Below are 22895 nucleotides of genomic sequence, written 5' to 3'. Positions count from 1 at the left end.
GACCAGAGGAGCATCCCATGGAGTGGATCATGATCGTGTTCTGGCTGTGCGCTGTACTGGTGGTCTACCACCATGTCGGCTATCCCCTGCTGCTCAAATTCAGCGGTCGGCAGGCACGCAAGGTGGCCAATCCGCCCTGCCCCATGGCTCGGGGATTCAAAGCAGACGCAGCCGATGAGGCGCTGCCGACCATCACCCTGCTGATGCCGGTCTATAACGAGGCGGCGACCATCGCGGCCAAGCTGCAAAACCTCGCCAGCCTCGATTACCCCGCCGACAAGCTGTGGGTGCATGTGCACTTCGATGGCTGCAGCGACAACAGTTACCCTATTGCGCTGAGCCAGCTCGGTGATCCCGCCCTGCAGCAGTTGCAGATCAGGCTGTTTGATCACCCCCGCAATCGCGGCAAGGTCGCCGTGCTCAACGAGGCCATGACTCAGGTTCACAGCGATCTGGTAGCTCTCACCGATGTCTCGGCCCTGCTGCCCATCGACAGCCTGCTGCTGGCGGTCGCCCATTTTGCCGATCCCAAGGTAGGGGTGGTCGGGGAAGCTTACCGCTTCTGGCAACCGGGCTCCCAGGGCGAGGAGAGTTATTGGCAGTATCAAAGCCAGATCAAGCTCTGCGAGTCGGCCCTTGGCGGCATGCTGGGTGCCCACGGGGCGTTTTACATGATGCGCCGGGAGTGCCTCACCCCGCTGGCCGCCGATACCATCAACGACGATTTCATCCTGCCGATGCAGGCCATCGCCAAGGGGTATCGGGCGGTCTATGACAATCGCTGCGCCGCACTGGAGCTGGAAATTTCGGATGCCGCGCTGGAGGCGACACGGCGCAAGCGGATCGGGGCTGGCAACACCCAGCAGTTGCTGCGGTTGCTGCCCCTGCTGCACCCCAAATTCGGCTGGGTTGCCTTCAACTTTGCCAGTGGCAAGGGGCTTCGGGTGTTGATGCCGCTCTGCCTGACCCTGTTGTGGCTCTGCGCCATCCCGCTGGCCACCCAATCCCTGCTGTTTCAGCTGCTGCTGGCGCTGCAACTGCTGGGGTATCTGCTGGTCATCTTGATCCAGCTGACCCCCTTGCACCCTTGGCCCAATCTGTTTCGCAAAATCCACTATCTGGTACTCGGACACTGGTACAACGGCATGGGCACCCTGCGCTACTGCCTGCGAGCCCCCATTCGCTTCATGTCACAGGAGAAAGCCGTATGACACACCCCATTCCAAGATTGACCCTGGTGGTCAAACGCAGCATGGATCTGCTCGGTGCCACTCTTGGCCTGCTGCTGACGCTGCCACTGTGGCCTTTGATCATGCTGGCCATCCGGCTCGACAGCCCGGGGCCGGTGTTCTTTCGTCAGCTGCGGATCGGGCGCAGCCACGCCACCCATACCGAGCTCTTTTTCATGATCAAGTTTCGCACCATGCGCGCCGACGCCGAGGCGGCCACCGGGCCGGTCTGGTGCGGCAAGGGGGACAGCCGGATCACCCGCAGCGGTGACTTCCTGCGCAAAACCAGACTCGATGAGCTGCCGCAGTTTATCAATGTGCTCAAGGGGGAGATGTCGCTGATCGGCCCCCGCCCGGAGCGACCCGGGATCGCCAACCGGCTGGAAGCTGCGGTGCCCTTCTTTATCGAACGCACCTATGAAGTGGCCCCCGGCATCACCGGTCTGGCGCAGGTCAATCAGGGCTACGACGAGTCGCTGGATGATGTACGAAGCAAGCTGGCGTTCGATCTGGCCTACTCGGTCGCCCTGCTCCACCCCTGGCGCTGGCTGGTGCAGGATGTGCATATCATCGGCAAGACGATCGCCATCATGGTCGGCAAGAAGGGGCGCTAATCCCGCCGCGCCAACCTCAACCTCATCTCAACGCCCATCAGGCCATTGCCACTGCAATGGCCTTTTTTATGGCGCATCTTTGTGGCGTATCAGCGGTGATCACAGAGAAGTCAGCGATCTGATCGCCATCATCTGGCCCCATCCACAGGTCTGATGTCCGCTTGACCAACCGCAGAAATCCAAGCATTGCGTGATCACAGAAGCAATCCGCCCCCCGCTCCCCATAACACCGACACATAAAAAAACGAGTGGCCAGCGGCCACTCGTTTTGACAGGTTTCTCCGTGATTCAGGCGCCGTAGACGGCCAGAATATCGGTCACTCGGTTGTTGACGCTGTAACCTCGGGCGATGGTGTTGCGGGCAGCCTGGCTCATTTTGCTGCGTACCACCTCATCGCTGCGCAGCCAATAGTTGACCAGCTCTGCCATATCCCGCACATGGCCGGGCTCCACCAGCCAGCCATTGGATTTATGGTCGATCAGGTTGACCAGGCCGCCCACCGCAAAGGTACAGACCGGTATGCCGTGGGCCATCGCCTCAAGGGCCACCAGCGGCAACCCTTCAAAGCGGGAAGTGATGCAGAGCAGGTCGATGTTGTGCCACTCATTGGCCATGTTCTTGAAACCATGAAGCTGGACGCGATCCCCATACTGCTGCCACAAGGCGCTTTTCATGGGGCCATCCCCGTAGAGATGAAACGCTCCCTCCGGGCAGAAGGCGGCCAGCTGACAGAACGCCTCCGGCCCCTTTTCCGGCGAGAGGCGACCGACAAAGGCAATCCGGTTGCCAGCCACCGCAGCCGGCGTCGCAGGCATGGGGACAAAGTTGCTGATCACCGTGCTCGGCACAGGCAATTTGCGAGCGATGGGCTCGCTCACTGCAATACACTTCGCAAAACGCGCGGTAGTGCGATCCAACCAGCTGTAAAACTTCAACAAGCCTTCCCCGTCATCCCCGCTGTGAAAGGTCGACACCACCGATTTACCGGTGAACCAGGCCGTCAGCCGCCCCAGCACCCCGGCCTTATAGCCGTGGGTGTGGATCAGCACTGAGGCAGGCTGACGGGCCAGACGGCGCATAAAATCGCGGCTGTTTTGGCACACCTCATAGGGCAAGCCCTGTTGTTTGAGCAGGGCCGTAAACGGGGTCATGCCGTGGTTGCTCACCAGCACTATGGTGGGGCGAAAACCCCTGGCCAGCAGATCGTTGGCCAGATGGATAATGTGAACTTCAATTCCACCGACCTGACGCGCATCGATGGCCAGCCAGATCTGCTGCATGGGTAACATAGGCACCTCCTCCCGTGGCTCCATGCCACCTGAAATGAGGCGTTGCATAGAGCGGGCCAGTCAGACAAAGAGGGGCAGGATCAGGCTCCGGGACAAGCGACCAGCAAGAGGGTCATGTCATCGAGGGCGGCATCATTGATGCGTTCATCAAACCAGCGGGCGATGCGATGAGCCAGCTGTTCAAGACCGGGCCCCGAGGTCAGGCAGATCTCCTTGAGCTGCGACTCCCAACGCTGGCGCTCTGCGGCATCACGGCTATCGAGCAGGCCGTCGGTCCAGAACAGCAGGATCTCGCCGGGCTTGAGCTGACGCTCATTGGTCACGAAATGGGGATCCGGACGCAAACCTGGCAAGGGGCCGGTGACGCCGACCTGACGGATGGTACCGGGTCCGACCAGCCAGGGCGCCGGGTGGCCCGCGCTGGCCCACTGCACCCGCCCCTCGTTGCCGAGTTCAATGCAGAGGGTGGTGAGCAGGGTGGCCCCGAGGAGCGGATCACTGTGAACCGCATTGGACAAGATGGTCAATAAGCGGGCGGGCGCGCGCTCCAGATCGTGCGCAGTCAGCAAGCCACGCAGATAACCGGCATAGGCATGAGCAAAAAACTTGGCTTCTGCATCGTGGCCCATCACATCCCCGAGCCACAACACCCGCTCCTTGACCAGCAAAAAGTCCCCGCCCCCCACGGTGGCAGCACGGGTTTGCAAGGCCAGCTGGTATCCTCCTATCGAGGTGGTGGGCAATAGCGGGCGCAGCGCCGAGGTCATGCGCTGATCCAGCTGCTCGCCCCATTGTGACTTGAGCTGCCCCGAGCGTTGCAGCACCCGCGAAACCGCCAGCAACAGGTCCTGCTTGGTGATGGGTTTGACCAGAAAGTCATCGATCCCCAGCGCCCCCGCCCGACTCTGGGTCCACTGATCCTGATGACCGGTCAGGAAGATAAAGGGCACCCCCTTCATCTTGGGATCCTTCATCAACTGCTGGCGCAGCCCAAAGCCATCGATCCCTTCCATCTCGATATCGGAGAGCACCAGCGCGGGGGGCTGCTTTCCAAGCGCCAGCAGGGCGGCATGGGAGTCGGCATAACTTTCAACCCGGTAGTGCTCATGAAGGTAGGCGGTGAGCAAGGCACGCATCACCTTGTCATCATCGATCACCGCGATCACCGGCAGCTGGTTGACCGGGCCCTGCTGGCGAAGGGTCACACGATTGCGATCGCCGTCGCGAGAGAAGTGCACCTCGGCAAACAGCTGATGCACCAGCGCCAGCCCGTATCCCCCCTCCTGCAGTTCATCGGGTAACGGCGCACTGGCAAGACCGGGTTGCGGGCCGCCATCATCCTCCAGTATCAGACTCAAGCCCGTTTCATCTGCTGTCAGGGTGAGCCAGAGCTGGGTCGCGGACGGAGCAGTATGCTTGACGCTATTGGTGGCCAGTTCACTGAAACAGAGCAGCCAGTTGGCTTGATCCTTTGGGGAAACCTGAAACAGGGAGAGCCCCTGTGCCAGCCTGTTGCGCAGTTCGCGCACCGCCTGCAGGGTTGCCGGAGCAGATCGCAACCAGTCATCCATATCGGGCCTCCATCAGCGGGCGATCAGATCCGGAAATTGAGCAAGGCGCTGCGTCGGCACCAGCGCTTGAGCCATTCGGTCACCCGGTTACTGGGCAGCCGGTTGAGTTCGCGCAGGATCTCGCTGGCCAGCCCCGGGTTGAGCTTGTCGTTATAGACAGCGCCAATCAGATTGGCCTCGGCACGGGTCAGTTTATCCACCGCGCTTTGCACCACGGTCGTCGGGGTCACCCCGGCCAGCACCACCAGCAGCGCCCCTTCACAGGCACCGCATACCTGATCGGCCGGAATATTGCCCCGATTGAGGGCGGTGAGCGGCGAGGTGTCGAAGATCACCACATCGTAATGTTCGAGCCAGCGAACCAGTAGCTGACGCAAGGTATCCTTGTTGCGAAAGGCCATCAGATCCTTGCCGGGAGCCGGGAGCAGGGACAACGACCGGCCATTGGCCACCGGCTCGGGCACATCATTGGGCCCCCAGGCAACCGCCGTGGCGCGGCCGGGATGATAGAGGTTGAGATCCACCAGCAGGGTACGCAGCCCATCCGCCTCCGAGCGCCTTGCCAGCGCATCGCAGATGGAGCTGACCCCCTCCCCCCCTTCCGACGAGGTGACCGCCAGCGAGCGGATCCCCCGGGCGACCGTCGCCGCGTAGAGGGATTCGAGCTCCAGATATTGAATGGGGATGCTCATCTCAAAGCGTCCCGACCAGAGCCACCACCGAAATCGTGGTCAGAATGTCGCGCATGCCATCCATGAAGATGGCCCAGTTGCTGCTCTTGCTGTCAGGGATAAAGACGGTGTCCCCTGCGCGCAGCACCGGCAACTGGCTAAAGTCGGGCTCTTTGGCAAAGCCGTCGAGATCGAAGCTGCGGGCCTGATCCCCCTGACCACTGGTGGCCATGTTGATCACCACAATCTTCTTGATATAGGCGGTGTTGGTTGGGCCTCCCGCCTCGGCCAACAGATCCAGCAGGGTCATGGAGGAGTCAAAACGGTAGCGACCGGGGCGAGCGATGGCCCCCAGCACCCGAATGGTGTTCTCCTTGGGCTCGTCGAGCCAGGGACGATTCTTCTCCGGCAGGTAGATGGAGTCGCCGGGCAACACCTTGGGCAGCAAGGTTTCATCGCCGGTTTCAAAGTAGAGGGCAAGGTCGAGCTTGCTGACCCGCGCCGTGCTGCCACTGCGATGGGCGATACGCACATTGCGCAGATCCGCCGCCGCAGTCGGGCCATCGGCGGCCGACAGAATGTCGATAAAGCCCATCTGCTCATTGAAGGCATAGCGACCGGGCGCCCCAACCTGACCGAAGATATAGATGGAGCTATCCGGTGACTGGCGTACCCACTGGGACTTGTTGTCACTGGGATCGGTGGGCAGCTCGGGGATCATGATGGTAAACCCGGCACGGATCTTCGGCAGGCTGGCCAGCGCCCCCCCCTGATGGAGGAACTTGTCGAGATCAAACAGGGTCGGTGTGGCCTGCCCCCCTTCGGCGGTCAGGATCTGCACCTTGGCGATATCGGCCCGCTCGTTGGGGCCACCGGCATGGGCGATCAGATCCAGCAGCGACATCTCGTCAGACCATTCATAGCGGCCCGGGATCCGCACCGCCCCCATCACCATCACAGCCCGTCCGGGCGCCACTTTTAACCAGGATTTCTCGTTAATGTCGGTCTTCTCCGGCACAAAGATCGCGTCGCCGGGTTTGACTTGGGGCAGCGCCTTTTTCATGCCTTCGGTGTAAGCCTGCAGATCGATAGGTTCGATCGTGCCATCGGTGCGCAGCAAACGGATTTGGCGACTCTCGGCATAGCGGGTCGGGCCACCGGCATTGGCCAGAATATCGAGGAAGGAGTCCCCTTCCCGCCCCTCATAGGCGCCGGGTTTGAACACCTCGCCCATGATGTAGATGGTGCGCGCCCCCCGTTTTATCTGCTCTTCATCCTTGGGCACGAAGATGGTGGCACCCGGCGCCAGATTAGGCAGCAGCTTGTTGTTGCCGGAGTCGAGATAGGCTTTGAGGTCGAACAGTTCGGGGGCATCACCATTGATCACCCGGATCCGCTCCACCCCGGCAAAGCGGGTCACCCCACCGGCCCGCATCAGCAGATCCACGATGGAGTTGCCACTCTTGAAACTGAAGGCGCCGGGGCTGTTGACCTCGCCAAATACCTTGATCGCCTTGCCGGTATCACCATCACCGCCCGCCGCCAGGGTCGCCGCATCAAAATCGATCTGCACGTTGCCGATCAACGGAGAGGCGGGTACGAACACCACATCGAGGGATTGCAATGGCGGCAAGACGCTGGCATCTCCGGTATCGAGATAACGCTTGTAGTCGAAACTCGAGACCGTGCTGCCGCGCCGCACCTGCATATTGTTGAGTTGGGCACCGGGCACCAGCCCGCCAGCGGCATCGAGGGCCATCTGCACGTTGCCATCGGGCGCCAGATCATAACTGCCGGGTTTTTTGACATAGCCCATCACGCTGATCAGCAGCCGCTTCTCCAGCAAGGTGACAGTCAATTGAGAGAGGTTGTTGTAAACAGGTTTGAGGGCGGTGCGGATCAGCTCATCCGCCTGTTCCAGGGTCTTCCCCCCCACCACGACGTTGCCGACTTCAGGCAGTGCAATCTCCCCCTGCTTGTTGATCTGGAAAGGCTGATCAAAAGCAGGCTCACCGGGTTGCACGATGGCCAACCGATCGCCGGGAGCCAACAAGGTGGAGGCCAGTAACGGGCAGGTGAACAACAGCAAGAGAACACAGATCAATCCTTCGAGAGCGCCCCGTTTCATAGACATCCTTTTCGTCTGTTACGTCTGCCCCCATTGGCGTAAGGGGAGCCCTGACCAATCAGCACGACAGCCATCCGCTGTTGTCTGTTGCAGCCGCAAACGTACTTGTTGTAGTGATTGTGCCAACACGGTCTGACGCCAGGCTACATCCGACCAGAGCCGTCCGTGCATATCCCGTTCGATATCAATACGTTGAGATTGTAGTCTTTTCAACTCGGCAGGCATACACCCCTGCAGACTCGCTTGCTTTAATTCCGTCAGCTGCAAGTCGAGTTCCTTCTGACGCTCATCATAACGAGACCAGACCCGCCGTTCATCCTCATTGACCGGAATTCGGGTGGGTCTTGCCTCCGCCATGCCGCCATACCCCTCCGGCGGCCACTGCGCACAACCGGACAGCAGGATGGACGAGAGCAGGATACCAACCCGTTTCATGATGCAGCGGCCATCATGCCGCGAGAGCGCATATAGGCTTTGATGCTCTCATGGCAGGGGATCACCCGGTCGATATGCAGCATCTCCAGCAGGTCATGAGGTTGGCCGGGCCCACAGACAAGCGCCATCTGATGCCCGTTCATAATCAATCTTTTATAGAGAAATACCAAGGCTCCGATACCCGACGAGTCGATAAAGTGAACATCGCTGATATCGGCCAGGATATCTCCGGGATGGGTCGAGAGGGTTTCAAACAACGGGCGGAGCTCACTGACGGCCATCGCGTCAAACTCGTTTTCCAGTACCACGACCTGGGTATCATTAAGGGTGTAAGTCATGCTTTCCATCGCTAGCTCCTTGTCGAGTCTCAGACTCAGCTCTGTCACGGCATCCACAACTTTGCAAATGTTATGCCGAGAAGCGCCACGGTGCTTGTTCTTCAAATGATGCTCTTTGCCCCCTTGTTTGTCCGCCCCGACACCTCGTTTTGGTAGCCAAATTGCAATTAACATCTCCCGACCGTTGCAAACTGCAATTCACCTCATCCGAAATAACCGGATAACCGACTCAATCGCTGATAATTCACGCTCATAGCACTGGGCCCGATTATTGCTTGTCTCTGGACACACCTCACAGGCCACTTTTGGCCCGGCACCCATGCCACCTTAATTCCAGGAAGGAGAGATCATGAAAGCAGGCCTTTATATTGCACCACTGCTGGCAGCCCTTTGCGGCGCAGCACACGCAGCCCCTTCCCCTGACAGTGCCGTGTTGAAGGTTGAAGGCGCCATCAGCAGCCCCACTCATCAGGCTCTGGCCCTGTGGGACAGCGCCATGCTGGATCAATTACCGGTACACGAAATCAAAACTCATACCCCCTGGTATGACGAAGCCAAGACCTTTCGTGGCCCACTGCTGCAAGATGTGTTGGCCAAAGTCGGGGCAACCGGCAAACAGCTCACCATTACCGCGCTAAATGACTACTCGGTACAGGTGCCGACAAGCGATGCCGAGCAGTATCGGGTCATCCTCGCCCGCACGATGAATGGCAAGCCACTGTCGGTACGCGACAAAGGGCCGCTGTTCCTTGTCTATCCATTCGATCAATATCCTGAACTGCAAAACAAGCTCTATTACGGTCGAGCTATCTGGCAGATCAGTGCGATAAAAGTGGAGTAGATCCCATCATGCGTTCCATGGCGGCCAGTCAACGTTTCTTGTTTGTGGTGCTCTGTGTGCTGCTCCTGGCTTTTGTCGGTATTGGTACCATCCAGTACCGACAATTTCAGGATCTGCAACGCAGTACCAGCCAGGGCGAAGACAACGTGATGTGGAACTATTTCCAGCTCTATAACGAAGCGCTGCGTTTTCAGAGCTCGCTGCTTCATGAGTCACAACCGGCGTTTCAACTCAGATACGATATTCTGGTCAGCCGCATGGATCTGGTGCTGGAGAGTAAGGATCGCAGCCTGCTTCAGCAAACAGAGATCTACCAGCAGGCAAGCAAAGCCATTCGCTCCTACATCTCTCTGGCGGATATCTGGCTCGGCCCGGATGCCACCAAACCGCTGGATACGCTGGCCCATCAGGAGCTGCGCCAACAGCTCGCCTCGCTGCTCCCCCTGCTGCATCAGCTGACCCTGGAGGTGAACCAGCAGGCGACCCTGTTTGATGTGGCCCGCCGCGACAGCGTGAGGGAGCAGATCATCACGACAACACTCATCGCGACTCTGCAATTTTCGCTGCTCTTTGTGCTCGCCCTGCTGATCTGGCGGCAAATGAATATCTCGTTCCTGCAGCACAAGCTGATGCAGCAACTCAATGACAAACTGCTGCGGGCAAATAAGGCTGCAGAGGCTGGTACAAGAGCAAAAAGCAGCTTTTTGGCCAACATGAGCCATGAGATCCGCACCCCCATGAATGGCATTCTCGGCATGCTCTCACTGCTGGCCGACCGGGATATGGACCCGAGGGAGCGAGACTATCTGGAGACGGCGCGGGAATCGGCAAACCATCTGCTCGGTCTGCTCAACGATATTCTGGATGTATCCAAACTGGAAGAGGGCAAGATCGAGCTGCAACTGGCCCCCCATCACTTGCCCCAGCTGCTGGAGGATATCCGAGCCCTGATGCAGAGCAACTGCGATGCAAAAGGTATCAAACTGACCCTGATTCTTGCCCCCGATACGCCGGAGTGGTTGATGATCGACCCGCTGAGAGTGCGCCAGATCCTCTTCAATCTGGTGAGCAACGCCATCAAGTTCACCCATCAGGGGGAAGTCAATATTTGCGTTGATAGCACCCTGTTGGAACAGGATCGCCACTCGATACGCATCTCGATTCAGGACACCGGGATCGGCATGAGCAAAAGTCAGCTAAAGAACCTGTTTCAACGTTTCGCCCAGGCGGATGTCTCTATCACCCGCCAATATGGTGGTTCGGGCCTGGGGCTTGAAATATCCCGTAACCTCGCACGCCTGATGGGCGGCGATATCTCGGTAGAGAGCAGCGAAGGACATGGCAGTACCTTTACCTATATCTGGCCAACCAGAGCCACGACACCCTCGATTGTTTGCCTGCCGTCCAAGCCGCTGGATCAGGAGAGCTATCGCATCTTGCTGGTTGATGACAATGCCACCAACCGCAAAGTGATCGGCGCCATGCTCGACTCTGTGGGCCATCACGTCACACTGGCCGTTCAGGGAGAAGAGGCGCTGGAGAAACTGGGTCACACAGAATTTGATCTGGTGTTGATGGATGTCCAGATGCCAGTGATGGATGGCCTTGTCGCCACCACCAAAATACGCACCTCCTCACAGCCCTGGGCAACCATTCCCATTATCGCGCTGACCGCCGATGCGATGCCGGAATCCAAGCAATACTATCTGTCCCATGGTATGAATGGATATATCACCAAACCTATAAATAAAGAAACGCTTCTCAATGAAATAAATAAAAGCATGTCTAACGAGTTAATAAGACATAACTACGTGAGTTCAGATAATAAGTGCAATACCCATGGTGCATAGGTGAGAGGAGGTCAACTGTCCCTTCTGCTACGCCTCTTTGTAGTGGTCTAATCATCTCGTTTACTGCCCAATTCAAACTCGAAGCCGCATCCCTGGTGCTCGACCAGGGATATTCTGTCCCCGAAGCAAGCCGTTCACTGGATGTCGGTGAAACCGTGCTTCGTCGCTGGGTTCGGCAACTGCAATCCGAACGAACCGGCACCACGCCTATCAGCAAAGCGCTGACTCCTGAGCAGAAGAAAATCCAGGAGCTGGAAGCCCGCATCCATCGGCTCGAGCGCGAAAAGGACATTCTAAAAAAGGCTACGGCTCCCTTGATGACGGACGAGTTCACACGTACGCGCTGATAGACCAATTAAGAGAGCAAGCCCCCATCACCCTGGTCTGCTGCGCTTTCGATGTTCCAACATCCTGTTTTTACGACTATCTGGCTCGCAAGCGGACGATTAACCGTGAGCGGATACAGCAACGCAGCGAGTTGCGCCGGTTGTTCAAAGAGAGCAGGAACTCGGCAGGCAGCCGCGCCTTGATGTCGATGATGCGGGAGTTGGGGTATCAGATTGGTCGATTCAAAGTACGTAACCTGATGAAAGAAGCCGGGCTGGCATCCAAACAGCCGGGCGCACACCGTTATAAGGTGGCACGGTCTGAACGACCGGATATTCCCAATCTGCTGGCCCGCGAATTTGATGCTCAGCAACCCAATCAGGTGTGGTGTGGCGATATCACTTACGTCTGGGTAGGTGGCCGCTGGCATTACCTGGCCGCAGTGCTCGACCTGCATACCCGGCGGGTTGTGGGCTGGGCGATGTCAGATAAAGCAGATGCCGAGCTGGCCATCAAAGCACTTGTGATGGCCTATCAGCAACGGGGTTGCCCATCTGGCGTGCTGTTTCACTCTGACCAGGGCAGCCAATATGGCAGCCGGGCATTTAGGCAACGACTGTGGCGTTATCGCATGACCCAGAGCATGAGTCGCCGTGGTAATTGCTGGGATAACGCACCGATGGAGCGATTGTTCAGAAGCCTGAGTCAGAGTGGCTCCCGCCTGATGAGATACATTAGCCTGCGGGAAGCAAAGCGGACTGATAGCTAACTGCCAGCAGCATCCGAAAATCGACCCAACCTAACATCCGGATTTATTTGACTACCACCCCCTTTCTATTCATGAAGTGCTTTTAAGTTCATGAAATACAAAAAATTGATTTATATGAATAAAAAGCAATGAACTACCTTGGAGTATAGACTTGTTAAATTGCATATCTTGTTTCCTGTCACCACTAATTGAACTGTGTATAATGGCAACAATTGATCCTATCTTCGACCGGATGTCTTAAGTGGCTGAATTAACATCAGAACAATTAAAACCCGCTTTTGCGATTGAACAGTTCCCCAAGCTCAGTGAGCTTGAACCCATCCCCTTTGCTGCGCTGCAGCCCAGAGCCATTTCCGGCATCAAGCGTCTCGCCAGTTTTGATGGTGACTGTCCGGTCATGCTGCTCAACGGGTTCCCCGGCGCAGATTATGAAGGCGTTTGCCAGACACTGATTGCCGACTCCAATGGCAAGGATGGTGACCTGTTTGATCTCTGCTATACCGAGAATCTGAACAACCCCTTCAAACCTATCTGGCTGCGACTGCAACCTGGCACCGGCGTTGAATTCTGTGAAATGGTTGGTGAGCTGCTCAAGCTATTGAGCCACCATCTCGACGCCGAGCGCATCGTGACCCGGATCATGCGCAAGCAGAACAATGATCCGAAGATCGATGATTTTCTCTCCGATCTGGCGGCTCACGTGGCATTGGGGCTGGAGTTCCAGCATCCCGTACTGATCAACCTGCTGATCCATCACGAAGCGCAGGAAGCGCCGGTGATCTATGGCCGCGATCTCAACTGGGATACCCTGTTTGGTTCCATCAACTACCAGACCGAGCAAGGCTCTGTCTATGCCAACCAGCACCTGTTGGAGCCTGGCTTGCTGCGCGAAGCCAACGGCGGCTACCTCATTTTGCAACTGGACGAGCTGCTGGATCAGCCGCACCTCTGGTTCAAGCTGAAAAATGCCATGCAAAAAGGCGAACTTGACTGGAACGCCTATCAGGAAGGGAAAACCCTGACCCCCTTCTTCGCGCCTGAAGCGACCCCCATCAAGCTCAAGCTGATCCTGGTGGGTGACCGACTCGACGTGGCAGAGTTCCAGATGCTGGATCGCGATATGTCCGAGCGTATCTTCCTGCGCGCCGATCTGGTTTCCGAGGTCAATATTGAAGAGGATCTGCAGGAATTTTTACAGTATCTGGCCTGGGTTCGCCAGCGCTGGAACCTGCTGGACTTCACGCCTGCCGCCCTCGCCGCCCTTTGTCGTCATGCCAGCCGCCTCTGTGACCATCAGGAGTGGCTGTCGCTCTCCGAAGTGCAGCTTGCCGCCATCATGCGGATGTCTGACAGTCTGGCCCGGGAGCTGGGATCCGAGGTGGTGACCGACGAACATATTCGCGGCGCACTGGAGGAGCAGGATTACCGCCTCAACTATCTAGTTGAGCAGTCCGATCAGGGCGTCATTGACGGCCAGATCCTGCTGCAGACCGATGGCGAAGAGATCGGCCAGATCAACGGCCTGTCGGTCATTCAGGTCTCCGGTCACCCTTATGACTTCGGTGAACCGGTGCGCCTCACCGCAACCGTCCACCTCGGCGATGGCGATGTGGCGGATATCGAGCGCAAAGCGGAGCTGGCCGGTCATATCCACGCCAAGGCGATGATGATCATCCACGGCTATCTCTCCAACAAATTTGGCGCAGAGAACCCCTCCCCCCTGTCGGCCAATCTGGTGTTCGAGCAGTCTTACCACGAAATAGATGGTGACAGCGCCTCCCTGACCGGCTTGTGTGCCCTGCTCTCTGCTCTCGCCCGTCAGCCCATCTATCAGCACTTTGCGGTGACCGGTGCGGTCGATCAGTTTGGCAATGTGCAGGCCGTGGGTGGCGTCAACGAGAAGATTGAAGGCTTCTTCCGGGTGTGTAAAATCCACGGCATCACCGGCAAGCAAGGGATCATTCTGCCGGGGACCAACATCCAACAGCTCAATCTTTCTGACGAAGTGATTGAGGCTGTTGCCGCAGGCCAGTTCCACATCCACCCGGTGGATCATGTGGAAGAGGCCATCGAGTTGCTGACCGGCTGTGTCGCCGGTGAGCCTGATATGCCCGATACCCTGTTTGGCCGTATTCAGGATCGGTTGGACGAGTTGAACGGCTCAACCGCCAAAGTCGGACTGCTGCGAGCCCTGTTGGGGCGCCTGTTTGGCCGCTGATGAAGTGATCGGAGTTGTTTAGCGAACAACTGTAAGCTAAATTGGCCCGGCTTTGACCCATTTGAAGGAAATACCGCGTGACCGTAGACAATACCACCATGGAAGCCCGCCTTTCCCTGTGCGAACAGGGCAAGAACTCTTTTACCCGTGAAGAGCTGCTGGCTTGCAGCCGTGGCGAACTGTTTGGTGAGGGTAACAGTCAGCTGCCTGCCCCCAACATGTTGATGATGGACCGCATCGTCAAGATCAATGACAACGGCGGCGAGCACGGCAAGGGCGAGATCCTGGCTGAGCTCGACATTACTCCGGATCTCTGGTTCTTCGATTGCCACTTCCCGGGTGATCCGGTGATGCCTGGCTGTCTCGGTCTGGACGCCATGTGGCAGCTGGTTGGGTTCTTCCTGGGCTGGAAAGGCGGCCCCGGCAAGGGTCGTGCGCTGGGCGTGGGTGAAGTGAAATTCACCGGTCAGATCCTGCCGACTGCCAAGAAAGTGACCTACAAGATCACCTTCAAGCGCGTCATCAACCGCAAGCTGGTGATGGGGATTGCTGATGGCGTGGTCGAAGTCGACGGCCGTCCGATCTACAGCGCCACCGATCTGAAAGTGGGCCTGTTCAAAGATACCACCGCATTCTGATCTCTCTGATGAGTGGTAAAACAGCATTAACGCAAAGGGGCCACAACGGCCCCTTTCCTTTTGTAATGAGTGATGAAGTACCTGCTACTTCATGAAGAGGCCTGAGCCCCGCCCTTCCATGGCGTCACGCCAACCACCAAGCCAATGCCCACGGGCATCCAGGCATTGATACGGACACGCTTCTTTCTGTTTGCCGACCACGCCAGCCTGATAACCACGAGCACGAGCTCTTTCCAGACGGTCCCGCTTCTGTCTCTTCATCATCTACGACCCTCTTCGTGGAACAAAAAAAGCGACCAATTCTGCATCGGTCGCTTTCATCTTTACTCCTGCGAGTGCACCCGGTCAAACAAAAACTTTCACCCTAACCGGGCTATGTGACACAAGGCACTGAACTGGATTAAGTTTTAATTACAGGGAACTTACTCCTGATTTTTGAGTCCTTCCAGCTCTTCCCAGCGAGCAAATGCCTGCTCCAGCGCGGCTTCGGCGGCATTGAGCGCATCCAGTTTCGGCTGGGTTTGCTCGGCTGACAGGGAGAAGAACCCGGGCTGGTTGATCTCGCTTTGCAGCGCATCCAGCTCGGCTTCCAGCTGCTCCAAGCGGGCAGGCAACCCTTCCAGCTCAAGCTGCAGCTTGTAGGAGAGCTTCTTGCTCTTCTTCGGCGTTTCGGGCGCGGCGGCAACGACCGGCTCGGGCGCCTTGACCGCTGCACTCTTGGCCTGTTGCTGAATGCTCTGCTGTTCACGCGTCGCCATCATATCGGCATAGCCGCCGACGTAATCGCTGATGCGACCATCCCCTTCAAACAGCCAGCAACCGGTCACGGTATTGTCGATAAAACGACGATCGTGACTGACCAGCAGCAGGGTGCCAGGGTAGTCGGCAAGCAGCTCTTCCAGCAGTTCCAGGGTCTCCACATCCAGATCGTTGGTCGGTTCATCGAGGATCAGCAAGTTGCTGGGCTTGAGGAACAGCTTGGCCAGCAGCAGCCGGTTCTTCTCGCCGCCAGAGAGCGCCTTGACCGGGGTACGGGCCCGCTTGGGCTCGAACAGGAAGTCCTGCAGGTAACCGAGGATATGACGAGAGCGGCCACGCACCATCACCTCCTGCTTGCCCTCCCCCACGTTATCCACCACGGTCTGCTCGGGATCGAGCTGCTCGCGGTACTGATCGAAGTAGGCCACCTCCAGATTGGTGCCCCCCTTGACGGTGCCACGGGTCGGCTCAAGCTGACCCAGCAACAGCTTGATCAGGGTCGATTTGCCGCAGCCATTAGGGCCAACCAGCGCAATCTTGTCACCGCGCAGCACCTGCAGATCCAGCCCCTTGAACAGGGTGCGATCGCCAAAGTCCAGCCCCAGCCCTTCGGTCTCGAACACCAGCTTGCCGGAGCGATTAACTTCGTCCAGTTGCAACTTGGCCTTGCCCTGCAGCTCGCGGCGCTGGCTGCGCTCCATCCGCATCGCCTCAAGGGCGCGCACCCGACCTTCGTTACGGGTACGGCGAGCCTTGATCCCCTGACGTACCCACACCTCTTCCTGGGCCAGCTTGCGGTCAAACTCGGCGTTTTTCAGCTCTTCGACCCGCAGCCACTCCTCTTTCCCTTGCAGGTACTCGTCGTAGTTGCCCGGCCAGGAGGTGATGGCACCGCGATCGAGATCGATGATGCGGGTTGCCAGCTTGTGGATGAACTCCCGATCGTGAGAGATAAAGACGATGGCGCCGCGAAAATCCTTGAGGAAATCTTCCAGCCAGTTGATGGCTTCGATATCCAGGTGGTTGGTCGGCTCATCGAGCAGCAACAAGTCGGGATCGCAGGCCAGCGCACGGGCCAGCGCCACTTTACGCAGCCAGCCGCCGGAGAGGCTGTCGAGGGTCACGTCAGGATCCAGCCCCAGCAGGGTCAACACCTGACTGATACGGGTCTCGAATTGCCAGCCGTTCTGATAGTCGAGCTGCTCTTGCAACTCGCTCATCTTGCGAATATTGGCATCTGACGGATCGTGTGCCAGCTCCATGGAGATGTGGTGGTACTGCTTGAGCAACTCACCCACCCCCGCCAGTCCTTCCGCGGCATAGTCAAACACCGTCAGCTCGCTGGAGGCCGGTGGATCCTGCTCAAGGCGGGTCACTTTCAAATCTTGTTGCAGCACCAGACGCCCGTCATCCAGCGGCAATTCGCTGGCGATGACCTTCATCAGGGTGGACTTGCCCGCCCCGTTGCGCCCCACCAGGCAGAGGCGCTCGCCGCGCTCGATGGTCAGTTCGGCATTGTCGAGCAGCGGGAAATCACTGAACGACAGACAGGCGCCGTGCAATGTTAAAAGAGCCATATTTGTTCCTTATTTCATATGAAAAAAACGGGCAGCAGACTGGGTCTGCCCCCGTTTTATCGTCAAATCACGCTCACCCCTGACGGGTGGCCCAGCCCTTGAGCTCGGCCAACGTGAAGGGCCAGCCGAGCTCGCGGCCCGCCTCGTCACGCAGTACCGGAATGCGCACCCGATAGGCGGCAAGCCACTGCTCATCATCCATGATGTCGCACTGGCGGGTGGTGGCGGCAAGGCCGGCCTCCTCCACCAGCGCCCAGGCATGCTCACAGAGGTGGCAACCGTCGGTGTGAAACAGGGTCAGCATCACGCCTCAGCCTGCTCCGGCGCATGGGTGATGATCCAGCAATTGTGGATGTGCTGGTTGCGCTCGAAATCCTTCGGTCGCGTCTTCTGGGTGATGTTCTGGGCCTTGAGACCGATAGCCTCGAGACCGGCCAGATCCATCTTGAAGTGACGCTTGTTGTTGGAGAAGACCAGGGTGCCATCGGCCGCCAGCAGACGCTTCAGGTGCTGCATCAACAGCAGGTGATCGCGCTGTACGTCGAAGCTCTCGTCCATCCGCTTGGAGTTGGAGAAGGTGGGCGGATCGATGAAGATGAGATCGTACTGCTCATCTGCTTCAGACAACCACTTCAGACAATCGGCCTGGACAAACTTGTGCTGACGGCCCACCAGCGAGTTGAGACGCATGTTGTCCTGCGCCCAGTTCAGGTAGGTGTGGGACATGTCGACCGTAGTGGTCTCGCTGGCACCGCCAAGACCTGCGTGCACGGTGGCACTGCCGGTGTAGGCAAACAGGTTCAGGAAGCGCTTGCCCTTGGCCATCTGACCCAGCATGCGGCGAGTCTGACGGTGATCGAGGAACAGGCCGGTATCCAGATAGTCGTAGAGGTTGACCCACAGACGGGCACCGTACTCCTGCACTTCCATCCGGTGCTGCTCTTCGGAGAGCTTCTGATACTGCTGTTTGCCTTCCTGACGCTCACGCACCTTCAGGATCACCTTCTCGCCGTCCATGCCGGTCACCTTGATGGCGGCCTGAACCATGTCGAGCAGACGCTGACGGGTCTTCTGGGCGGGAATGTCCTTGGGCGCGGCATACTCCTGCACCACCAGATAGTCCTGATAGCGGTCGATGGCGGCATTGTATTCCGGCAAGTCGGCATCATAGAGGCGATAGCAGTCAATCCCCTCTTTGTTGGCCCACTTCTCGAGGGTTTTCAGATTTTTGCGCAGACGGTTGGCAAAGTCCTGCGCGACCTCTTTTTGGGAGGCCACGGAGTCCAGTGCGATCTGGTAGTTACGCAGCTGACACTCGAGGGCGCCGTTGAACAGGCGATATTGCTTATCGGCGCGCAGGCGCAGACAGCTAAGCAGTTCGGGGGATGCGGAAAGAATGGAGACTTTCCAACCCTGGAAGCTGCGACGCAGGGCATCGCCGAGGGCCTGGTGCACTTCCAGCAGTGCCGGGAACTCGCCAAGACGCTCGCCATAAGGCGGGTTGGAGATCAGCATACCGACTTGGCGAGCCTCCCCTTGACCTTCTTCCCCTTCAACAGGGGCAGGTATCGGCAGCGGGTTTTCCAACTTGGTGACATCGGCCTGCTTGAAGGTGATGAGGTGGGCCACACCGGCCGCTTTGGCGTTGTCGCGCGCTTTGAGCAGCACGCGCTGGTCGGCATCACAGCCAAACAGCTTCACTTCGCAACGTTGCATGCCGCGTTTGGCGCGCACTTGCGCTTCCATCATCAGGCTCTGCCACAACTCGCTATCGTGCTGCAGCCAGCGATCGAAACCGAAGCGCTCGCGGCGCAGCGCCGGCGCCATGTCGGCGGCGATAAAGGCCGCTTCAATCAGCAAAGTACCGGAACCGCACATGGGGTCCATCATGGGCTCACCGGCCCAGCCGCTACGGGCTATCATGGCGCAGGCCAGGTTCTCTTTGAGCGGTGCTTCACCTGTGCCCTGACGATAGAAACGCTGATGCAGCGCCGGGCCTGACAAGTCCAGCGTGATATTGGCTTTGCCTTTGCCCAGGTGCGCCATGATGCGGATATCCGGCGACTTCTTGTCCACGTCAGGACGCACGTGACCGCGCTTGGTGAAGCGGTCGACGATAGCATCCTTGATCTTCAGCGCGCCATATTGGGTATTGCGAATGGCGGGGTTGGTACCGGTAAAGTCCACCGCGATGGTAGAGGTACCGGAGAAGTGCTCTTCCCAGGGAATGGTGTGGGCGCCCAGATAGAGATCCAGATCGTCGTTCATCTGGAATTCGGACAGCACCAGCACGATGCGGGAGGCAAAACGGCTCCACAGGCAGGCCTTGTAGCCAATCGCCAGTTCGCCTTTGAAGTGGACGCCAGCCACGGTCTCACGGACCTGCTCTGCGCCCAGGGTGGTCAGCTCGTCGGCCAACAGGTTTTCCAGCCCCTTGGGGCAGGTTGCAAAAAATTCTTTCATCACGCTCACGGGGAACCCATAAAAATAGTGCCGCATTATACCTCATCAGGTGACTCTGAGCATGCAAAAGTGGCTGGCAATGAAGGGAGAAACGGCGTAACAAGCGCCTATTGGCCCCCTTCTGGATGGTCGGAAAAAACGCTTTGCATCCCCTCCCCCGATTTTTGTCCTACGCAGGCTGGCCCATTTTTAAAAAGTCCACCCACATCAACTTATTGGACAACAATTAGGAGGTCTCGCCCCATGTCAGCCAGATATCAATAACGCCTGTGAATGAGCCGCCTTTATGACCAAAACCATCCTCGTTGTGGAAGATTCTGCCAGCATCCGAGCAACCATCACCATGACGTTGCAAAGCGCAGGCTTTGTCGTCATTGAGGCCGATGATGGCAATGCAGCCCTTGGCCAGCTCGAACGCCAGCGTGTTCATCTCATTATTTCGGATCTCAACATGCCGGGAATGGACGGCATGACCCTGCTCAGGCAGGTCAAAGCACAGCCAGCGACCCGTTATCTGCCTTTCATCATGCTGACCACCGAAAACTCGGCAGAGATCCGTCAGGAGGGTTTCGACGCTGGCGCGCGCATCTGGCTGACCAAGCCATTTGAACCACTCAAACTGATCGATGATGTCTACAAAGTGATGCAGCCATGAAAGGGGAGCAACAGGGATGAGTTTCGAGCTTGATATTCTGCATGCCCCCCCGACGGCCATCCTGACGGGGGAGCTCACTATCATGACCCTGGGGGACCTGCAAGATGATCTCTTCGGCTTGCTTAACTTTGCCATCGTCGTGCTGGATGTCAGCCAGTTGGAGGAGCTGGATAGTTGCGGTGCCCAGTTGATCGCCCTTTTGCAGCAGGAAGCCAATCAGCAGAGCAAACGCCTGCGGATCCGCACCGGGGAAGAGAGCGCGGCACAACTGGCGTTGAGCCAACTCGGCCTGTTACCCATGCTTACCATCGCGGGGGCCAAAGATGGATATCAATAAAGCGCGCATCCTCTTTTTTGAAGAGGCCTACGAGCAGTGTGACCATCTGGAACACGCCCTGCTTGACAGAGATACCTACCCAGCGAATGCGGATACCTACAATCTGATGTTTCGCACCGCCCATACCATCAAGGGATCGGCCAGTATGCTGGGGCTCACCATGCTGGTGCGCTTTGCCCATGCCATGGAGAACATGCTGACCCGGCTGCGCAGCGGCGAGATCCAGCTCGATGAGCATCTGATCAACCTGCTGTTGGCCTGTAATGACCAATTGCGCGACCTGCTGCAAGGGGCCGAGCACAACCCGGAATTGCCGCAAACCGAGACCCAGCAGATCCTGGCGCTGCTCTCCCAGCTACAAGGGCATCAGAGTTTGCCCAATCCACCGGTTTCACTGCCCGTCCAGCACGAAGTTGCCGAACAAGATATGCGCTCGTGGCACCTGTCGCTGCGCTTCTACCCAGCCCTTTATCAGGATGGCTTCGACCTGCTGGCATTTATCCGCTACCTCGGCAATCTGGGCGAGATCGGGTTTATCGAACCAGTCTGGCATGAGTGGCCCCCGTTGCAGTTGCTCGATCCAACGGAATGTTTCCTTGGTTACGAGATTGCGTTGCGTAGCGCGCAATCTCCCGAACGCATTCGCAGCACATTTGACTTTGTGGCCCATGCCAGCATTATCTGCTTGCTGACCCCCCATCAGGATCTGGCCGAATATGCCAGACAGGGCGCCAAGCTGGCCCAATGGCGCAATGAACCATTGACAGCTCAGCTGGCTCGCTGGGAGGCTGCCGGTGCCCTGACCCGTTCAGAAGCAGATGCCATAGAACACGACACATATGGCAATTCATCTGCTCCCCAACCAATTCACCCCGTCACAACCCTGCCGGAGAGTAAAGCCGAGCCCTCAGTCACGTCCCAGGCCAAGCCTGCGCCGTTGCGGGCCGAAGGTCATTACATCCGCATTGAGGCGGCCAAACTGGATCGTCTGATCAATCGGGTGGGCGAACTGGTGATCGCCACCTCGGCAACCACGTTACAGGCAAAATTGCGGGGCGATGCCGAGCTGGTCGAATCAGTCGCCACAGTCAACACCCTGGTCGAAGGGATCCGGGATGATGCCCTGACCTTGCGTATGGTGCCCATCAACGAGATCTTTAACCGGTTTCCCCGTCTGGTGCATGAACTCTCCCAGCAGACCGGCAAAAACATCAGTCTGCACATTAACAATGCCGATACCGATATCGACAAATCCATGGTCGAGAAACTGACCGATCCCCTGATGCATCTGGTCCGCAACGCCGTCGACCACGGTATCGAGGATGAACAGCAACGCCTGCATGCAGGCAAGCAAGCATCCGGGGTGATCACCCTCAATGCGTACCACGATGCAGGCGCCGTGGTCGTCGAAGTCAGTGACGATGGCCGTGGTATTGATCGTGAGAAGATCCAGGTCAAAGCATTGGCGCTCGGCATGACACAAGAGGGCAAGGTATTGGGGGAACAGGAGATATTCCAGTTTCTGTTTCAGCCAGGCTTCTCCACCGCGGCCGATGTCAGCGATCTTTCCGGCCGCGGGGTCGGGCTGGATGTGGTCAAACGCAATCTGGAATCTCTGCGCGGAGAAGCCACCATCGAAAGCCGCCTGGGGACCGGAACGACCTTTCGCCTGCGATTGCCGCTGACGCTGGCCATCATCGACGGCTTTCGTATCGAAGTGGATCACTCCTCACTGGTTATTCCCCTCGACATGATGATCGAATGTATCGACCTGCCGCCGGAGGCGCTCGATACCCCTGCTCGCCAGATCAATATTCGTGGTGAGTGGGTGCCCTTCATCGTGTTGCGCGAACTGTTTGCCCTCCCCCCAGCTACCGAACCCGCCTTTGTGGTGATGGTTGACTATGCAGACAACCGGGCTGGCATCGTGGTGGATCGGCTAGTCGGTGAGGTACAAGCCGTGATCAAACCACTGGGTGAGTTATTCAAATCACTGCGCTATGTCAGCGGCTCCACCATTCTGGGCAATGGTCAGCCAGCACTGATCCTTGATGTGCCACAGCTGATTGAGCTGGCTCGGCGCCGAGAACAACACATGCTGCATCAACAGAATGATGCGGTATTTAACATTAGAAATTGAGTCGCCCCCCATACTGTCATTAACGGTATTTACGGAGTCAAAACC

At 57.9% G+C, this 22895-nt stretch carries 20 protein-coding genes; 10 read left to right on the top strand and 10 right to left on the bottom strand.

Translation table 11 applies throughout. The annotated features are described in order from the left end of the window. The first annotated feature begins 17 nt into the window (after positions 1–17). Positions 18–1211 (top strand): glycosyltransferase family 2 protein, encoded by a 1194-nt coding sequence (locus tag I6G90_RS05045; RefSeq protein WP_197930023.1) that lies wholly within the window; start codon positions 18–20, stop codon positions 1209–1211. Beyond that, entirely contained in the window at positions 1208–1843 is a 636-nt protein-coding gene (locus tag I6G90_RS05040) for a sugar transferase (protein ID WP_139405565.1), read from the top strand. The genes I6G90_RS05045 and I6G90_RS05040 overlap by 4 nt, the downstream gene beginning before the upstream one ends. A gap of 288 nt (positions 1844–2131) precedes the next feature. Here I6G90_RS05040 and I6G90_RS05035 read toward each other — a convergent pair whose 3' ends face one another. The 6 genes from I6G90_RS05035 to I6G90_RS05010 form a co-directional block, all read right to left on the bottom strand. Next, positions 2132–3133, bottom strand: coding sequence for a glycosyltransferase family 4 protein (locus I6G90_RS05035; RefSeq protein WP_197930021.1), 1002 nt, complete (start codon positions 3131–3133; stop codon positions 2132–2134). Positions 3134–3213: 80 nt separating this feature from the next. Further along, positions 3214–4704 (bottom strand): SpoIIE family protein phosphatase, encoded by a 1491-nt coding sequence (locus tag I6G90_RS05030; protein WP_197930019.1) that lies wholly within the window; start codon positions 4702–4704, stop codon positions 3214–3216. 23 nt (positions 4705–4727) lie between these two features. Next, positions 4728–5396 carry a P-loop NTPase family protein gene (locus I6G90_RS05025; RefSeq protein ID WP_069553942.1) on the bottom strand — a complete coding sequence of 223 codons (669 nt, stop codon included), beginning with the start codon at positions 5394–5396 and terminating at the stop codon, positions 4728–4730. Between the two features lies 1 nt (position 5397). Next, positions 5398–7503 carry an SLBB domain-containing protein gene (locus I6G90_RS05020; protein WP_111806857.1) on the bottom strand — a complete coding sequence of 702 codons (2106 nt, stop codon included), beginning with the start codon at positions 7501–7503 and terminating at the stop codon, positions 5398–5400. Between the two features lie 18 nt (positions 7504–7521). Further along, positions 7522–7938 carry a hypothetical protein gene (locus I6G90_RS05015; RefSeq protein ID WP_139442702.1) on the bottom strand — a complete coding sequence of 139 codons (417 nt, stop codon included), beginning with the start codon at positions 7936–7938 and terminating at the stop codon, positions 7522–7524. Next, positions 7935–8450, bottom strand: coding sequence for an STAS domain-containing protein (locus I6G90_RS05010; RefSeq protein WP_232254410.1), 516 nt, complete (start codon positions 8448–8450; stop codon positions 7935–7937). The genes I6G90_RS05015 and I6G90_RS05010 overlap by 4 nt, the downstream gene beginning before the upstream one ends. A 175-nt stretch (positions 8451–8625) precedes the next feature. Between I6G90_RS05010 and I6G90_RS05005 the strand changes: the two genes are divergently transcribed. The 5 genes from I6G90_RS05005 to fabA all read left to right on the top strand — a co-directional run bounded on the left by I6G90_RS05005 (position 8626) and on the right by fabA (position 14919). After that, positions 8626–9117: a molybdopterin-dependent oxidoreductase gene (locus tag I6G90_RS05005; protein WP_111806853.1), complete on the top strand. Its 492-nt coding sequence runs from the start codon at positions 8626–8628 to the stop codon at positions 9115–9117. Between the two features lie 8 nt (positions 9118–9125). Continuing rightward, the gene (locus tag I6G90_RS05000; RefSeq protein ID WP_197930017.1) at positions 9126–10967 is read left to right on the top strand and encodes an ATP-binding protein; all 1842 of its coding nucleotides are present in this window, start codon (positions 9126–9128) and stop codon (positions 10965–10967) included. Beyond that, positions 10964–12063 (top strand): IS3 family transposase gene (locus I6G90_RS04995; RefSeq protein WP_408628322.1). Its coding sequence is split into 2 segments (ribosomal slippage): positions 10964–11261 and positions 11261–12063, totalling 1101 coding nucleotides; the frame shifts between segments, so codons are not numbered across the junction. The genes I6G90_RS05000 and I6G90_RS04995 overlap by 4 nt, the downstream gene beginning before the upstream one ends. Positions 12064–12304: 241 nt before the next feature. After that, entirely contained in the window at positions 12305–14281 is a 1977-nt protein-coding gene (locus I6G90_RS04990; RefSeq protein WP_042062374.1) for a Lon protease family protein, read from the top strand. Between the two features lie 77 nt (positions 14282–14358). After that, a complete protein-coding gene (fabA, locus tag I6G90_RS04985; protein WP_005336586.1) occupies positions 14359–14919 on the top strand; it encodes a 3-hydroxyacyl-[acyl-carrier-protein] dehydratase FabA in 561 nt (186 codons plus the stop codon). An 84-nt stretch (positions 14920–15003) separates the two neighbouring features. On the opposite strand, the gene rmf is transcribed toward fabA, so the two are convergent. From rmf to rlmKL, 4 genes are all read right to left on the bottom strand, one after another. Beyond that, positions 15004–15183: a ribosome modulation factor gene (gene rmf / locus I6G90_RS04980; protein ID WP_005315693.1), complete on the bottom strand. Its 180-nt coding sequence runs from the start codon at positions 15181–15183 to the stop codon at positions 15004–15006. A gap of 158 nt (positions 15184–15341) precedes the next feature. Beyond that, complete coding sequence (gene uup, locus I6G90_RS04975; protein ID WP_197930015.1) at positions 15342–17255, bottom strand: ATP-binding cassette ATPase Uup; 1914 nt, start codon at positions 17253–17255, stop codon at positions 15342–15344. Between the two features lie 73 nt (positions 17256–17328). Then, positions 17329–17559, bottom strand: a complete 231-nt coding sequence (locus tag I6G90_RS04970) for a glutaredoxin family protein (RefSeq protein WP_197930014.1) — start codon at positions 17557–17559, stop codon at positions 17329–17331. Continuing rightward, positions 17559–19754, bottom strand: a complete 2196-nt coding sequence (gene rlmKL, locus I6G90_RS04965) for a bifunctional 23S rRNA (guanine(2069)-N(7))-methyltransferase RlmK/23S rRNA (guanine(2445)-N(2))-methyltransferase RlmL (protein ID WP_197930012.1) — start codon at positions 19752–19754, stop codon at positions 17559–17561. The genes I6G90_RS04970 and rlmKL overlap by 1 nt, the downstream gene beginning before the upstream one ends. A 250-nt stretch (positions 19755–20004) precedes the next feature. Between rlmKL and I6G90_RS04960 the strand changes: the two genes are divergently transcribed. The 3 genes from I6G90_RS04960 to I6G90_RS04950 are packed head-to-tail and all read left to right on the top strand — an operon-like array spanning position 20005 to position 22850. Then, the gene (locus tag I6G90_RS04960) at positions 20005–20373 is read left to right on the top strand and encodes a response regulator (RefSeq protein ID WP_197930010.1); all 369 of its coding nucleotides are present in this window, start codon (positions 20005–20007) and stop codon (positions 20371–20373) included. Positions 20374–20389: 16 nt separating this feature from the next. Continuing rightward, on the top strand, positions 20390–20710 hold the full coding sequence (locus tag I6G90_RS04955) for an STAS domain-containing protein (protein ID WP_197930009.1): 321 nt from the start codon (positions 20390–20392) through the stop codon (positions 20708–20710). Then, the gene (locus tag I6G90_RS04950; protein ID WP_197930007.1) at positions 20697–22850 is read left to right on the top strand and encodes a chemotaxis protein CheA; all 2154 of its coding nucleotides are present in this window, start codon (positions 20697–20699) and stop codon (positions 22848–22850) included. The genes I6G90_RS04955 and I6G90_RS04950 overlap by 14 nt, the downstream gene beginning before the upstream one ends. The last annotated feature ends 45 nt before the right edge of the window (positions 22851–22895 follow it).

This window comes from Aeromonas allosaccharophila, from assembly GCF_016026615.1.
In the GTDB taxonomy this organism is placed as follows: Bacteria; Pseudomonadota; Gammaproteobacteria; order Enterobacterales; family Aeromonadaceae; genus Aeromonas; species Aeromonas allosaccharophila.
This window is presented reverse-complemented; position numbering and strand designations above follow the sequence as displayed.

Coding starts and splice junctions, on each gene's coding strand:
- I6G90_RS04960 (WP_197930010.1), top strand. CDS start 20,005: ATGACCAAAACCATCCTCGTTGTGGAAGATTCTGCCAGCATCCGAGCA.
- rlmKL (WP_197930012.1), bottom strand. CDS start 19,754: ATGCGGCACTATTTTTATGGGTTCCCCGTGAGCGTGATGAAAGAATTT.
- I6G90_RS05025 (WP_069553942.1), bottom strand. CDS start 5,396: ATGAGCATCCCCATTCAATATCTGGAGCTCGAATCCCTCTACGCGGCG.
- uup (WP_197930015.1), bottom strand. CDS start 17,255: ATGGCTCTTTTAACATTGCACGGCGCCTGTCTGTCGTTCAGTGATTTC.
- I6G90_RS04970 (WP_197930014.1), bottom strand. CDS start 17,559: ATGCTGACCCTGTTTCACACCGACGGTTGCCACCTCTGTGAGCATGCC.
- I6G90_RS05005 (WP_111806853.1), top strand. CDS start 8,626: ATGAAAGCAGGCCTTTATATTGCACCACTGCTGGCAGCCCTTTGCGGC.
- I6G90_RS05000 (WP_197930017.1), top strand. CDS start 9,126: ATGCGTTCCATGGCGGCCAGTCAACGTTTCTTGTTTGTGGTGCTCTGT.
- I6G90_RS05035 (WP_197930021.1), bottom strand. CDS start 3,133: ATGTTACCCATGCAGCAGATCTGGCTGGCCATCGATGCGCGTCAGGTC.
- rmf (WP_005315693.1), bottom strand. CDS start 15,183: ATGATGAAGAGACAGAAGCGGGACCGTCTGGAAAGAGCTCGTGCTCGT.
- I6G90_RS05020 (WP_111806857.1), bottom strand. CDS start 7,503: ATGAAACGGGGCGCTCTCGAAGGATTGATCTGTGTTCTCTTGCTGTTG.
- I6G90_RS05040 (WP_139405565.1), top strand. CDS start 1,208: ATGACACACCCCATTCCAAGATTGACCCTGGTGGTCAAACGCAGCATG.
- I6G90_RS05045 (WP_197930023.1), top strand. CDS start 18: ATGGAGTGGATCATGATCGTGTTCTGGCTGTGCGCTGTACTGGTGGTC.
- I6G90_RS04955 (WP_197930009.1), top strand. CDS start 20,390: ATGAGTTTCGAGCTTGATATTCTGCATGCCCCCCCGACGGCCATCCTG.
- I6G90_RS05030 (WP_197930019.1), bottom strand. CDS start 4,704: ATGGATGACTGGTTGCGATCTGCTCCGGCAACCCTGCAGGCGGTGCGC.
- I6G90_RS05010 (WP_232254410.1), bottom strand. CDS start 8,450: ATGTTAATTGCAATTTGGCTACCAAAACGAGGTGTCGGGGCGGACAAA.
- I6G90_RS04950 (WP_197930007.1), top strand. CDS start 20,697: ATGGATATCAATAAAGCGCGCATCCTCTTTTTTGAAGAGGCCTACGAG.
- I6G90_RS05015 (WP_139442702.1), bottom strand. CDS start 7,938: ATGAAACGGGTTGGTATCCTGCTCTCGTCCATCCTGCTGTCCGGTTGT.